The following is a 12,567-nucleotide window of genomic DNA, read 5'->3' as shown; positions in this document are numbered from 1 at the left end:
CCGCGTGTCAGCCGGGCGGCGCGTCAGTCGGGGGACTCGTCGATCGTGCCGAAGATGACCGACGACACCTCCAGGTAGAGCTGCTCCGGATACGGCATGAAGCCCACGTTGCGCAGCGCCTGCTTCTGGCCCGCCGACTCCATCACGAACTCGCCGTACCCGAGCATCCGCCCGGCGACGGAGCGCTCCAGCGCGATGTCGGTGACCTTCGCCAGCGGCATCATCGCGACGTTGCGGTTGAGGATGCCGCTGACCAGCATCACGCGGTGCTCGGTGACCAGGAAGAACTCCACCGACCAGGCGATGAGCTTCCAGACCAGGTAGCCGATCGCGATCAGCCACAGGAACCAGAGCCACAGGACGCCCGAGACCGCGTAGGCGGCGCCGCACGCGATGAGCCCGCCGACCACCAGCGCCACGGGGAACAGCAGCACGGCGGGGTGGCGCCGCACGGCGATGACACGGCCCTCGTAGGCCATCAGATACTTGTCGACCGTCCGCGAGGAGTTGTCGCGGCGCACCATCATGTCCTGCAGATTCACGGTGGCGTCCTCGTCATGGTCTGGTGGGTCCAACCGTAGCCGAACGGGCGGCGCCGGTGCAGAGGCCGCGCGGTAAGGCCGCGGGGCGCCCGCGGGCCCGGCGAGGAGGCCCGGCGGTCCGGCCTTGTGCGCGCCGGATCGTCGGCTGATGATGATGGGCATGGACGGGGTGCGGGAGCCGGTGGGCGGGCCGGGCGACCGGCCGATGGACGGGCCGGGTGAGTCGGCGCGGGACGCCGGAGGTGCGCGGGGCGCGTTCGCGCCCGGCGTGACCGGACGGCCGATCTGGCGGCTGCTGCTGCGCGGGCTCGGCGTGTACCTGCCGGGCTGGGAGGCGCCCGCGGGCGCCCACCAGGTGGTGCGGCAGGCGGCGCCCGGCGGGCGGCGGGCCGCTCCCGTGTGGGTCGGGCCTCCCGCGTTCCTGGACGGCGAGGCCGGGTTCGGCCTGCACCTGCCCGAGCGGCGGCGGGGCCTGGAGCCCGACCGCGAGATCTACGTGCGCGGCCGCGAGAGCCCGAGCTTCGGACTGGTCGTCGCCGGTCCGAGCGCGGCGATCGGCACCCGGGTCGTGGACGCGGCGGCGCTGGTGCGGTTCGCGCGCAGGCTGACCTTCGAGGAGCTCCTCGACGCCGGCGACGCCGACTCGGTGCCGTATGCGGTGCGCGGCGCCCGCGCGGTGGAGAACGTCGTCTTCCTCGACCGCGCGGCCGGGGTCGGGCTGTGCGCCGAGGTGGAACCGACGACGCGCGCCGCCCGGTGCCCGGTGTACGTGCGCCTGGGGGATCCGGCGGAGCGCACCGTCCGCGCCTACGGGACCGTCCTCGCGGCCCCCTAGGACGTCGCGGCCCATGCGGTGAGGTCCCAGAGCTGGTGGGACGGCAGGCGCCGCAGCCGGACGGTCGCGGCGGCCGGGTCCCAGAAGACCTCGTCGCTCTCCAGCTCCAGCGACTGCGGCGCGGTCAGCACCGCGCACAGCAGCTCGTCCCGGGTCCGGACGGCCATCAGCGGGCCGATCTGCGCCACCGCCCCGGCGCTCTCGAACAGCGCGCGCAGCAGCGCCTTGAGCGCGGCCTCGTCCTCGGGCGGGCGGCTCGGCGCGACACCGGAGGGCAGGCCGGGCTCGACGCGGGCGAGGCCGCGCCGCCCGTCGCCGGACGCCGGGCCGTTGCGGGGCAGGTCGGCGCCGGTCGAGATGAGCAGGGCGCTGAATGCCCCGGCGAGGTCCTCGGCGTCCTGCCCGCCGAGGAAGTAGCGGTGCCGCGCGGAGGACCCCGTCGCGGGCCCCTCGCCGCCCTCGGCCGTGCGGAACCGGACGTCGAGCCGGTTCGCGTGGACGCACCGCTCGTACAGGTCGGTGAGGATGTCCTGGAGCTGCTCGTCGCGCGTCCACAGCCGTCCCGTGGCGGTGACGCCGGCGTCGGCGGCGGGGGAGCCGCTGAGCGCCCCCGCGGGCGGCTGGGGGCGGCCGGTCAGCGCGGCGGCGACGGTGTCGTCCAGCCTGCCCTCGGTGAAGCGGAGCAGCTCGGCGACGACGTCCTCGACGGTCTCCAGCGTCCGTGTGAGCGTGCGCTGGAGCACCAGGATCTCCGCGCCGCCGCGCTCCAGCTCGGCCAGCCGGTCCAGCGCGGCGTCGACCCTGCCCTCGACGGCGGCGGCGCCCGCGCCGGTCACCGCCCGCACCGTCGCCTCGACCTCGGTCAGCTTCCGGCGCAGCGCGGCGAGCGTGACCCGCTGCTGTTCGAGCTCCTGGAGCCGCGCGCCCTGCGTGCGCAGGTGGTCGTCGGCCTCGTGGACGCGCGCGGCCAGCTCGTCGACCTGCCCGCTGCTGTGCCGGAGCCGGTCGTCGAGCGCGGGCAGCACGTCCTGCTTCACCCGCGCCAGCTCGGCCGTGAGCTGCTCGCCGACCGTCACCAGCACGTTGTTCTGCTTGGTGACCTGCTGGTTCAGCTCCTCGATCCGGCGCGTGAACGCGTTCGCCTGGTCCTTGCTCTGCTTTCCGGCGTAGAGCTCCAGCGCCCCCACCACGACGCACATCACCACCAGGATGACCGTCGTCATGGCACTCCTCAGGCGGCCGTATTCCACCGGTTCGGGTTTTGTTCGCGACCATAACTTACGATCACGTGCGACGACCGGAACTTACGTAACCGACTGATCTCAGTGGCCATCCGGTCTCAACCGCGCCCCGAGCCCCCGTGGACGGCGCCGACGTCACGCCCCCGTCCCGCGCGGTCGCGGTCAGTCACAGCCCTCGAACTGCGGGACGGTCGTGGTCACCTTGAGGGTGGTGTCGCCGAACCACTTCGCCAGCAGGTCGCGCATCGTGGAGCCCTGGTACATCTCGGTGATCGCCTTGTTGACGGCCTCGCAGCCGTCGAGGTCGCCCTTGCGGATGCCGATGCCGTACGGCTCGTCCGAGAACGGTGCGTTCACGAACCGCGGCGGGCGGCCCCGCCCGTCTTTCGCCGCCTGCGCCGCGAGGCCCGCGAGGATCAGGTCGTCGGTGGACACCGCGTCCATCCGTCCGGCCGACATCTCGGCCACGCAGGCCGCGTAGCCGCCGGCCTCGACCGGCAGCGCGGCGACGCCCTTCTCGTCGTGCACGCGCGGGAACGAGACCGACCCCGGGACCTTGCACAGGCGCTTGCCCTTCAGGTCGTGCACGTCCTTGACGGAGGTGTCCGACGCGGGGACGAGGATGTCCTGGTGCGCGACGTAGTACGGGCCCGCGAACGTCACCCGTGTCTTGCGCTCGGGCGTGATGGAGTAGCTCGCCACGACGAGGTCGACCTTGCCCGACCGCAGCATCGAGTCGCGGGTCGCGTAGCCGACCTGCTTGAAGGTGAGGTTCTCCGGGGGCACACCGAGGCGGCGGGCGACCTCCTTCGCGACGTCGATGTCGAAGCCCTGGTGGCCGCCTCCGACGCGCTGGCCGACGCCGGGCTGGTCGGAGTTGACCCCGACGACGAGGCTGTCCTTCCTCGCGACGGAGCTCTCGCCCGCGTCGGCGACCCCGCAGGCGCCGGCCGCGAGGAGCGCCCCGGCCGCGAGCACCGCCCCCGCGCCGGCGCGCGGCGGCGCGCCCCGCCGCCGTACCGACCGTGCCGATCCCGACCGTGCCGGCCTCGACCGTGCCGACCGTGCTGCGCCCATGACGCCCCCTCACCTAGACCATCGGTACTCCGCCAGCCGGGGGCGCACACCGATCAGCGTGAGCGCGATGATGATCACGCCGGCCACCGGCAGGACGCCGTACCAGCCCTCCGTGCCTCCCTCGCCGTCCGCGACCGCGGCGCGGAACGCGGCCTGGTGCGCCTCGATCAGCGACTGGAGGGACTTGTCGTAGCGGACGTAGTCGCCCGCGGCGGCGTCGTGCGCCGCGACCGCCTGGGCGCGCTGCCCGCCGTTCACGAGGTCCCGCATCCGGCGGTCGTTCGCCTGGAACCGCCGGTACTCCTCCAGCACCTTGACGAGCGCGCCGCGCTGCCTGCCGTCGGTCGAGCGCGACGCCTCGGTGCCGAAGAACCCGAGGAACGGCACCCGCCCCCGCTCGAAGTCCAGCCCCTTCTGCACCGCCTGGTTGTACTCGTTCAGATTCCCGGCCTTCAGGTACAGGACGGTCTGGGACTTGCTCAGGAACACCTGCTCGTAGGAGTCCGCCCGACCGGGGTCGATGAGGTACCGCGTCTCGTCGGCGTTCGCGCTGTTGCTGATGGCGCGGGCGCGCGACAGCGCCAGGATCGAGTCGAAACCGTCGTCCTTGGCGTCGCGCAGATGGTTCGCCTGCCCGGACAGCATCACCGCGCTCACCCCGGTCAGGACGAGCGTGAGGAGCGTGGCGAGGGCCAGCGCCGGGTTCAGCGTCCGCCGGAACCGGGCCGCCATGTACACCTGGAGACCGACCAGCACGACCAGCAGCGCCACGCCCGTGACGAGGATCAGCGTGCGCCCGTCCAGCACGTCGGACCGCCGGTCCTCGTAGGTGTGCCGGACGAGGGTGCCGTTGTCGAGCGTCAGGTTGTAGGCCTTGGGCAGCAGGTCCAGCTTCATCAGGTCGGTCGCGGCGCGGTACTGCAGCACGACGTTCTGCGGCGGCGCCCCGGAGGTGTGCCCGGCCCGCCGGTCGAGGTCGAGGGCCTGGGTGGCGAGCCGCTCGTACCGGCCGAGCGCGAACACCAGCTCGCGGGCGGTGGTGTCCTCGGTGTACTCGTCGGCGAGCTTGGCGGCCTGGAGCAGCGCCTCGCCGGCCTTCGCGCGGCTCCGGTCGTAGGCGGCGAGGGCCCGGTCGCGGCCGCCGCCGGGGGCGCCGCCGATGAGCAGCGCGTCGGCGAGCTGCGCGTCCATCTCGGTGAGCTGGAAGTACAGGTCGCCGGTCGCGACGACCTGCGGGCCCGCGTCGTACCCGATCACCTGGACGCCCTCGCGGGCGCTCGCGACCGCCCACCACGCCGCGCCGAGCAGCCCGAGCAGCAGCGCGAGGGCGAGCGCCGTCAGCGTCCGGACGCGTCCCGCGACCGTGCGCGGCAGCGTCCGCGCGAGGCCCTTCCGCGCCGGCGGCGGGGTGCGCCTCGGCCGGATCGAGGACGGGCCGCGCCGGGCGGGGGGCGCGCCGGACGCGGTGGCGGCCGTCCCCGTCGCGGGCGTCTGCTGAACGGCGGTCATGTCGCCTCGCCTCGTGTGAGCGTGATGGTGGTCCAGGCGCCGATGTGGATGCGGTCGCCCTCGGAGAGCGGCACCTCGACGTTGAACGGGATCGGGGTGGTGGACCCGTTGAGGCAGGTCCGGTTGGTGGAGCCGGGGTCCACCAGCGTCCAGGTGCCGTCCGGCTTGGCGAGCAGGACCGCGTGGGTGTGCGAGACGCCGGGGTCCTCCGGGGGCTCGCGCAGGTCGATCTCGGGCGGTTCGGGCCGGGACGAGCTGCGCCGCCCGATGCGGACCTCCCGCTTGACGAGCGGGATGCGCCGTTCCGGGGCGTAGGGCGGGAAGGAGAGGGACGCCGAGTCCGGGCCCTCCTCGGCGATGACCGCGTTGTAGTAGTCGCGGTCGGCGATCACCACGGCCGTCCACGCCCCCGCGCCGTTCGGGGCGGGGGACGGAGCCGGGGGCGGCGCCGGATTCGGGACCGGGACCGGCGCCGGAGCCGGGGCGGGCGGCGGCGAGAGGGACGAGCTCGGAGCCGGGGCCGGGGCCGGCTGCGGAGGGGTCGGCCTGCCGCCGCCCGTGGCGAAGTCGTAGCCGCACGCCTCGCAGAACCGGTCGCTCGCGGGCGTCCCGCAGTCGGGGCACCGGGTGCCGCCGGGCGTGGGCATCGCCTGCGTCGGGACGCCCACCCCTCCGCCGCCGCCCGAGGGGACCGACGGGGCGGACGCGCCGGACGCCGCGCCGATGCGCTCGCCGCACAGGTCGCAGTAGTCGTCCGACTGCGAGGAGTGGCCGTTGGGGCAGGTCGGCATGCTCAGCCCTCGCCCCGCCGGGTGTGCACGGTCTCGTCCCGCCGCGTGTGGACCTCGTTGTGGCGCGTCCGCACGGTCTTGGACGAGCGGGTGTCGAGCTCCATCTCGTCGGCCTTGTCGATGTCGCGCTTGAGCCGGACGGTCCCGGTGGCGGGGTCGACGACGTCCACGACCTTGCGGAGCATCGAGGTGATCGCGTCGTTGCCCGCCTCGTCGGCCAGCACCACCGCGCGGCCCAGCCGCGCGGTGGCGGTGTCGAGGTCGCCGTCCTTGCGGGCCTGCAGCCCCTCCTGGATGACGGCGGCCAGCTCCGCCTGGCCGGTGTAGTGCGCGACCCGCGCGTTGATCCGGGTGGACTGCGCCTCGTCGTCGGTCCACTGCGCCAGCACGTTGCCGGTCGCCAGCGGCGCCGACTCGCCGCCGGAGGCGTCCGGCACGACCAGCTTCACCCACGCGGCCCGCAGCTCGCGCCCGATGTCGCCGGGCGGGACCTCCACGCACAGGTGGTAGTCGCGGCTCTCCGCGCCCCACGCGCCGAGGGGGTAGTCGCCCGCCTGCGGGCCGTTGTCGACGCGGCGGCCCGTCAGGTCCTCCACCGACGGCATGACCTGCTTGACGAACCGCAGCTTGGCGGTCTGCGGCGTCTGCACCCGCAGCACGACGTCGGCCACCGACTTGCCCATCGCCGCCCGCGTCATCGCCTCGAAGTCGGCGACCAGCCCGGCGGGGTCGGCGACGATGTCCACGCTGCCCAGCAGCGCCGAGGAGATCTTGCGCAGCTCGGCGACCTCCCAGTCGGTGCCGACGCCGCGGCAGTCGCACACGAACCGCCCGGCGCAGCGGAACAGGACCGAGTCCAGCTCCTCCGCCGTCTCGTGCTGGTTCTTGCCGTCGGTCAGCAGGATCGCGTGCCGGATGGCGCCCTGCCGGTCGTCGAACAGCTGGTCGGCCAGCCGCAGCCACGACCCGATCGCGGTACCGCCCGACGCCTTCAGCCTGCTCAGCGCGTGCTTGGCGAGGCGCCTGCTCTCCTCGCTCGCCGGGACCAGGCCCGGCTGCTGCGGGTACACCATCGCCGCCGAGTTCGACCCGGACACGACCGCGAACCGGACGCCGTCGCGCAGCGTGTCGATCGCGGTCTGCGCGGCGGCGATCGCCGCGCGCAGCTTGGTGTCGGGGTAGGACATCGACCCCGAGGTGTCGATGATGATGACCTCGGACGCGTCGGTGGCGGTGGGCGCGGCGGCGGCCGCCCCGTCGGCGGCGGTCGCCTCCACCGACACGATCGCGTGCACCTCGCGGCCGCCCTCGGGCAGGAACTTGTTCTGGTCGATCCTGATGCTGAACTGGGGGTGCTGGCTCATCGGCGCTGCTCCGTGCTCTGTGTCGGAAAGGCGGGCAGGACGGGGATCACGGCGACCGTGATGTTGTCGCGGCCCCCCGCGTCGAGGGCGCGGCGCACCAGCGTCCGGGCCGCGCGCAGCGGATCGGCGGTGGGGTCGGCGGCCGGGCCGCCGGCGGCGGAGGGCGCGGGGTCGGCGCCGGCGACGGCACCGGGGGCGGCGCCGCCGGAGGCGGGTTCGCCGGTGTTCGACAGCAGCCCCGCGAGGTCCGCCGCCTGCGGGAAGTAGTTCCACAGGCCGTCGCTGCACACCAGCAGCGTGCCCGGCCCGGACGGGCGGAACGTCCGCACGTGCGGCCTGACCTCCTCGGCGTCCGCGCCGAGCCAGGCGGTGATGACGTGCGCGTTCGGGTGCGCCTCCGCCTCGGCCTCGGTCAGCGCGCCCTGCGCGACCATGATCGCGGCCCACGAGTCGTCGTCGGTGAGCTGCCGGGACCCGTCGAGGTCCACGACCTCGACCGCGTCGCCCCCGTCGGGCTGGGTGTCGCCGGTGTCGAGGTCGGCCAGGGCGAACTCGGCGGTGTCGGGCCCGTCGTCGCCGTCGCCCCCGGGCGGCGGCGGCTCCTGCGCGGCCAGCCAGTAGGCGCGGCTGTCGCCGACCCAGCCGACCGTGAGCGCCCCGTCCCGCGTCACCGCCGACACGTAGGTGCACGACGGCGCCTCGGACGGAGACTCGGCCAGCGCCGCGACGGCCTCGGCCGCCTTCAGCGCCGCGGCGCGGGTGGCCTCGGCGGGGTCCTCGCCCGAGTCCAGGCGCGCGGCCAACTCGGCGGCGCCGGTGTCGGCCGCCGCGCGGGAGGCGTCCTCGGGGCGCTGGGAGGAGCCGACGCCGTCCGACACCACGGCCGCGATCCCGGCGGAGTGGGCGATCAGGGCGATGGCGTCCTCGTTGCGGGGGTAGCGCAGGCCGCGGTCGCTCGCGCCCGCCGCGACGAGCCGCCGGACCTCGGCGACGCCGTTGCCCGCGGCCCCGTTCGCGGTTCCGTTCGCGGGCGGCGCCGCGTCCCGGGCGGGGATCTCGATCTCGACATGGTCGCGGTCGACGGGCTGGCGGAGCCCGCACCGCTCGCAGTAGCCGTCCTCGTCGATCGCCGTCCCACCGCACTGCGCGCACGGCACCGCGGCCGGGGCGCGGCGGGCGCGCGGCGACGCCGAGCTCTGCTTGATCGTGGCGCCCGCGCGGGCGGCGGGGCTCAGCCCGTCCGGGCGGGGTTCGGGAGCACCGCCCGGCTCGGCGCCGTCCAGCCGGTGCCCGCACTCCTCGCAGAACTTCTCCCCGGCGTACACGATCTCGCCGCAGCTCGGGCACGCGAGCTCGGCCGACTTGGTGCTCGCCTGGTCATCGGTCACAGCAGCGTCCTCGGGCGTACGGTGTTGGCGGCGTCGATCAGCAAGCGGCTCTCCTCGCGGTCGCGGGTCAGCCGTGCCAGCCCCCGGTAGGTCCTCTCCAGCAGCGACCGCAGCGGCGCCTCGGCGAGCTGCTCGCCGAGCAGCGCCCCGCCCCGCGCCCCGGCGCCGGGGCCCGGCCCGACGACCAGCCAGTCGAGCGCGGCCTCCAGCACCTCGGCGGCGAGCCGGTCGCCGTGCTCCCCGTCCAGGCCGAGCCGGCCGAGCCGCTCGCCCGCCTCGACCAGCTCCGCCGCCGTCAGCTCGTCCGCGTGCCGGCCGCGCACGGCGGTCGCGACGGCCGCGACCTGCGCCGGCACGTACCGGATGGAGATCTTCGGGACGGAGTCGAGCGCGGCGATCGCGCCGCCGCGGTCGCCCGCGGCCAGGTGCACGCGGGCGAGGCCGAACGCGGCGTTGATGTAGCTCTGGTCGGTGCGCCACACCAGCTCGTAGAGCCGGACGGCGTCGGCGGGCGCGCCGCGCTCGCGGCAGTAGGCGAGCGCCAGCTTCGGCGCCGCCTCCCCGGGCAGCAGCCCGTAGAGCCGGTCGAAGCGCGGCTCGGCCTCGGCGACCCGGCCCTGCGCGAGCACGGAGACGGCCCGGTACCACTCGATCCGCCAGTCGCCGGGCAGCTCCTGCCCGAGCTCCTCCAGGAACTCCTCGGCCTCGTCGAACAGGCCCATCTCGATCTTGGCGCGGGCGAGCGCGAACCGCACCTCGGGCGTGTGCTGCGGCGCGCCCGCGACGGCGGCGGCGAGCTGCGCGGGCTCCAGCGCGGTCAGCCCGCGCAGGAACCCGGCCATGGGGTCCTCCCTGACCACCAGCGGTACCGGCAGCGCGGCGGCGGCCCGCGCCGGTGGGACGGGCGGCAGCGCCGGCTCGGGTCCGTCGAGGGCGTCCGGCTCGCCCGGGTCGCCCGGGGCGGCGCGTCCGCCCTTGACGAGGGTGTCGCCCGCCGCGAACCGCTCGGGCCCGAACAGCCCGGACGGCTCGGGCCGCGGCTCGCCGTCCTCGGTGGCGAGGATCTCCCGCAGCACGCCGGTGAGCTGCTCGGCCATCTCGCCCGCGTCCTGGAAGCGCTCCGCCGGGTCCCGGTGGGTCGCGCGGCGCAGGAACCGGTCGAAGGACTCATAGCGCCGCAGCAGCTCCACCTCCCCGCGCGCCGGCAGGCTGTCGACGTACTTGCGGGTGTAGCCCTTGAACGGGAAGCTCAGCACGGCCAGCGCCCGGCCGACCGTGTACAGGTCGGAGGTGATCGAGGGGCCCTCGTCGGCGATCTCGGGGGCCTGGTAGCCGATCGTCCCGTAGATGGCGCCGTCCTGCCGGGTCAGCCGGCGGACGCCGCCGAGGTCGATCAGCCGGAGCTGCTCCTCGGACTGGATCACGTTGTCGGGCTTGAAGTCGCAGTAGACGAGGCCCTGCGTGTGCAGGTAGTCGAAGGCGCGCAGCACCTCCAGCGCGTACGCGATCGCCTGCGTGACCGGCAGGGACTCCTCGCCCAGCTCGCGGCGCCGGTGCAGCAGGATGTCCTTGAGCGACTGCCCGCCGACGTACTCCATGACGATGTAGCCGTCGCCCGCGTGCTGGACGAAGTTGTAGATCCGGACGATGTTGGGGTGCTCGACCTCGGCGAGGAAGGCGCGCTCGGCCGCCGCGGCCTCGATGGCGTCGGCGTCGCCGCTGTCCAGCAGGCCCTTGAGCACCACCCACCGGTCGCTGACGTTCTTGTCCTTGGCGAGGTAGATCCAGCCGAGGCCGCCGTGCGCGAGGCAGCCGAGCACGTCGTACTGGCCGTGGACGAGGTCGCCGGGGGAGAGCTTCGGCCGGAAGGAGAACGCGGCGCGGCACTTCGCGCAAAAGCCCTCGGTGCGTCCGGGCCGGTCGCCCCGGCTGCGCCCGACGGGCTCGCCGCAACTGCTGCAGAACCGCTTGTTCTCGGCGACCTGCGGGTCGCTCATCACGGCCGTGGACGGGTCGCGGTAAGGAACGGGGGGCACCTCGACGAGCCCCTCGCCGAGCCTGCCTCGGCCCCTGGACGACCGCGAGGAGCCGGTGCGGGTGCTGCCCGTCCGGTACGTCCCACCGGTCGACGTGCTGCCCGACATGTACCCGGAGGAGCCGCTGGACGTGCCGCCCGACGTGCCGGACGAGCCCGACGTCTGCGAGGGCGGCGAACCGCAGGACTCGCAGTAGCCGTCCACGATCGTCCCGGAGCAGCCGGGCTGGCCGCACCTGTCCGAGGCCGGGGCGGAGGCGGGGGCGGGGGCGGGGGCGCTCGCCGCCGGAGCCGATGCCGCGGCCGATGCCGGAGCCGATGCCGCGGCCGCCGCGGGCGCCGATCTGGCGGCGGGGACGGCCGCCGGTGGAGAGCCGCATCTCTCGCAGTAGCCATCGACGATCGTGCCCCCACAACCTGGGACAGAGCAGACAATCGGCGCGGACGAGCCGGTGGGGGCCGATGCGGCTGACATGCCGCATTTGACGCAGAAGCCGCCGTCAATGGTTCCGTCGCAGCCCGGCGTCGCGGTGCACTGGCTCATCGTTCCGCTCCTTTCGTCCGTGTGGTGATGGCCTGTTGGTAGTCGGACAGGGTCACGGTGGCCTTTCGCAGGTCACAGGGCGACGACCACAGCAGCCGCCGGGCGTGCTCGTACATCTCCGCGAGCGCCGCGTCCTCCGCGAGGCCCAGCCTGGCAGCCTTCACGCGGTACCCCTCCAGCCGTCCGCGCAGCTCCTCGCGCCGGTCGAGCAGGCCGCGGATCACCTCGGCGGTCCGCCGCGCCTCCTCCAGCGCGGCGCGCGCCGCCCGCTCCAGGTCCGCGACCCGGGCCGCGAGCCCGCTCCAGTCGCCGCCGCGGCCGAGCGCGGCGAGCCGCCGGTCCAGCCCGCCCGACAGCGCGGGCAGGTCGGGCAGCACGGGTGAGGCGATCTTGGCGAGGACCTCGTCGCGGTGGGCGGCGGCCGCGGCCTCCGCGGCCCGCACCTCGTCCAGGAGGCCGCCGAGGGCGCGCAGCCGCTCGTCGAACCCGGCGCGCAGCCGCTCGGCGTCCTCCAGCCTGCGGCGCGCCCCGCCGAGCGCGGCGTGCAGGGCGTCCAGGCGGGCGGTGTCGGCGCGCCCGTCCCGCGCCATCGCCATCGGGTCGGAGCGCACGGTCGCGCCGGCCGCCGCGAGGTCGGCGGCCAGCCGGTCGAGTTCGGGGTCGGCCGCGCCGAGCGCGTCCCGCAGCGACAACGCCGCGCGGCGCTCGGCCTCCACCTCGGCGAGCCGCGACAGCAGCGCCGACCACACCGTGTCGAGCGCCGCGACGGCCCGCGCGACCTCCTCGTACAGCGGCGTCATGCGCTTGACGGCCGCCTCCAGCGTCAGCCTCTCCCCGGTCGGGACCGACAGCAGCGTCCGCCGCTCCAGCGGGACCTCCTCCGCCGGCAGTTCCACCGAGGGGCCCGAGAGCAGCCAGGTGAGGCGCGCGAGGTCGGCCTGCCCCGGGCGGGAGTGCCGCGTCCTCAGCTCCTCGGCGGCGCCGAGCGCCCGCGTGTACAGGTCGAACAGGGCCCACATCGCGGACATGCGGGACTGCACGGTGGCCTGGACGCGCCGCGTCTCACCCTCCACCGCCGCGCCCTCCAGCAACTGGTAGCCCTGATGGCCTTCCAGTTCGAGGAGGGCGGTCCCGATGCGCTGCTTCTCGTCCCGCAGATGTTCGAGCGCCCGGTCGACCTCGTCCCGGCTCATCGGCGGAGTCGTCTCATTCAAGGCGGACCCACGTTCGACCCAAGTCCT

General features: G+C 74.9%; 11 protein-coding genes and 1 pseudogene. 2 read left to right on the top strand and 10 right to left on the bottom strand.

Annotation, left to right across the window (positions count from 1 at the left end; translation table 11 throughout):
- Window positions 1-23 precede the first annotated feature (23 nt).
- Entirely contained in the window at window positions 24-542 is a 519-nt protein-coding gene (locus GNZ18_RS35890; RefSeq protein ID WP_372492362.1) for a PH domain-containing protein, read from the bottom strand.
- 160 nt (window positions 543-702) lie between these two features.
- Here GNZ18_RS35890 and GNZ18_RS35885 point away from each other — a divergent pair, with 160 nt between their 5' ends.
- A complete protein-coding gene (locus tag GNZ18_RS35885; RefSeq protein ID WP_246251114.1) occupies window positions 703-1,377 on the top strand; it encodes a hypothetical protein in 675 nt (224 codons plus the stop codon).
- Here GNZ18_RS35885 and GNZ18_RS35880 read toward each other — a convergent pair.
- The 8 genes and pseudogenes from GNZ18_RS35880 to GNZ18_RS44265 all read right to left on the bottom strand — a co-directional run.
- The gene (locus GNZ18_RS35880; protein WP_156221184.1) at window positions 1,374-2,600 is read right to left on the bottom strand and encodes a hypothetical protein; all 1,227 of its coding nucleotides are present in this window, start codon (window positions 2,598-2,600) and stop codon (window positions 1,374-1,376) included. The genes GNZ18_RS35885 and GNZ18_RS35880 overlap by 4 nt on opposite strands.
- A 180-nt stretch (window positions 2,601-2,780) precedes the next feature.
- Entirely contained in the window at window positions 2,781-3,596 is an 816-nt protein-coding gene (locus GNZ18_RS35875) for a glutamate ABC transporter substrate-binding protein (protein ID WP_312874938.1), read from the bottom strand.
- A 108-nt stretch (window positions 3,597-3,704) separates the two neighbouring features.
- Complete coding sequence (locus GNZ18_RS35870) at window positions 3,705-5,204, bottom strand: GlnX family signal transduction membrane protein (RefSeq protein ID WP_246251112.1); 1,500 nt, start codon at window positions 5,202-5,204, stop codon at window positions 3,705-3,707.
- Window positions 5,201-5,995 (bottom strand): FHA domain-containing protein, encoded by a 795-nt coding sequence (locus GNZ18_RS35865; protein ID WP_156221181.1) that lies wholly within the window; start codon window positions 5,993-5,995, stop codon window positions 5,201-5,203. Before GNZ18_RS35865 ends, GNZ18_RS35870 begins: the two co-directional genes overlap by 4 nt.
- A gap of 2 nt (window positions 5,996-5,997) precedes the next feature.
- Window positions 5,998-7,359 (bottom strand): vWA domain-containing protein, encoded by a 1,362-nt coding sequence (locus GNZ18_RS35860; protein WP_156221179.1) that lies wholly within the window; start codon window positions 7,357-7,359, stop codon window positions 5,998-6,000.
- Entirely contained in the window at window positions 7,356-8,747 is a 1,392-nt protein-coding gene (locus tag GNZ18_RS41030) for a protein phosphatase 2C domain-containing protein (RefSeq protein ID WP_312874937.1), read from the bottom strand. The genes GNZ18_RS35860 and GNZ18_RS41030 overlap by 4 nt, the downstream gene beginning before the upstream one ends.
- Window positions 8,744-10,567, bottom strand: coding sequence for a serine/threonine protein kinase (locus GNZ18_RS35850; RefSeq protein ID WP_512698848.1), 1,824 nt, complete (start codon window positions 10,565-10,567; stop codon window positions 8,744-8,746). The genes GNZ18_RS41030 and GNZ18_RS35850 overlap by 4 nt, the downstream gene beginning before the upstream one ends.
- Before the next feature lie 45 nt (window positions 10,568-10,612).
- Window positions 10,613-10,891, bottom strand: a pseudogene (locus GNZ18_RS44265) (serine/threonine protein kinase); the annotation flags it as partial.
- Between GNZ18_RS44265 and GNZ18_RS44170 the strand changes: the two are divergent.
- Window positions 10,839-10,979: a hypothetical protein gene (locus GNZ18_RS44170; protein WP_374225501.1), complete on the top strand. Its 141-nt coding sequence runs from the start codon at window positions 10,839-10,841 to the stop codon at window positions 10,977-10,979. The pseudogene GNZ18_RS44265 and the gene GNZ18_RS44170 overlap by 53 nt on opposite strands.
- Window positions 10,980-11,322: 343 nt before the next feature.
- Here GNZ18_RS44170 and GNZ18_RS35845 read toward each other — a convergent pair whose 3' ends face one another.
- Entirely contained in the window at window positions 11,323-12,519 is a 1,197-nt protein-coding gene (locus GNZ18_RS35845; protein ID WP_156221177.1) for a hypothetical protein, read from the bottom strand.
- Window positions 12,520-12,567 lie beyond the last annotated feature (48 nt).

This window comes from Actinomadura litoris (genome assembly GCF_009733595.1).
Lineage (GTDB): Bacteria > Actinomycetota > Actinomycetes > Streptosporangiales > Streptosporangiaceae > Spirillospora > Spirillospora litoris.
Note: the sequence above shows the minus strand (reverse complement) of the source record. Positions and strands in the feature narration are given on the sequence as shown.

Coding starts and splice junctions, on each gene's coding strand:
- GNZ18_RS35885 (WP_246251114.1), top strand. CDS start 703: ATGGACGGGGTGCGGGAGCCGGTGGGCGGGCCGGGCGACCGGCCGATG.
- GNZ18_RS35880 (WP_156221184.1), bottom strand. CDS start 2,600: ATGACGACGGTCATCCTGGTGGTGATGTGCGTCGTGGTGGGGGCGCTG.
- GNZ18_RS35870 (WP_246251112.1), bottom strand. CDS start 5,204: ATGACCGCCGTTCAGCAGACGCCCGCGACGGGGACGGCCGCCACCGCG.
- GNZ18_RS35865 (WP_156221181.1), bottom strand. CDS start 5,995: ATGCCGACCTGCCCCAACGGCCACTCCTCGCAGTCGGACGACTACTGC.
- GNZ18_RS35860 (WP_156221179.1), bottom strand. CDS start 7,359: ATGAGCCAGCACCCCCAGTTCAGCATCAGGATCGACCAGAACAAGTTC.
- GNZ18_RS35845 (WP_156221177.1), bottom strand. CDS start 12,519: ATGAGCCGGGACGAGGTCGACCGGGCGCTCGAACATCTGCGGGACGAG.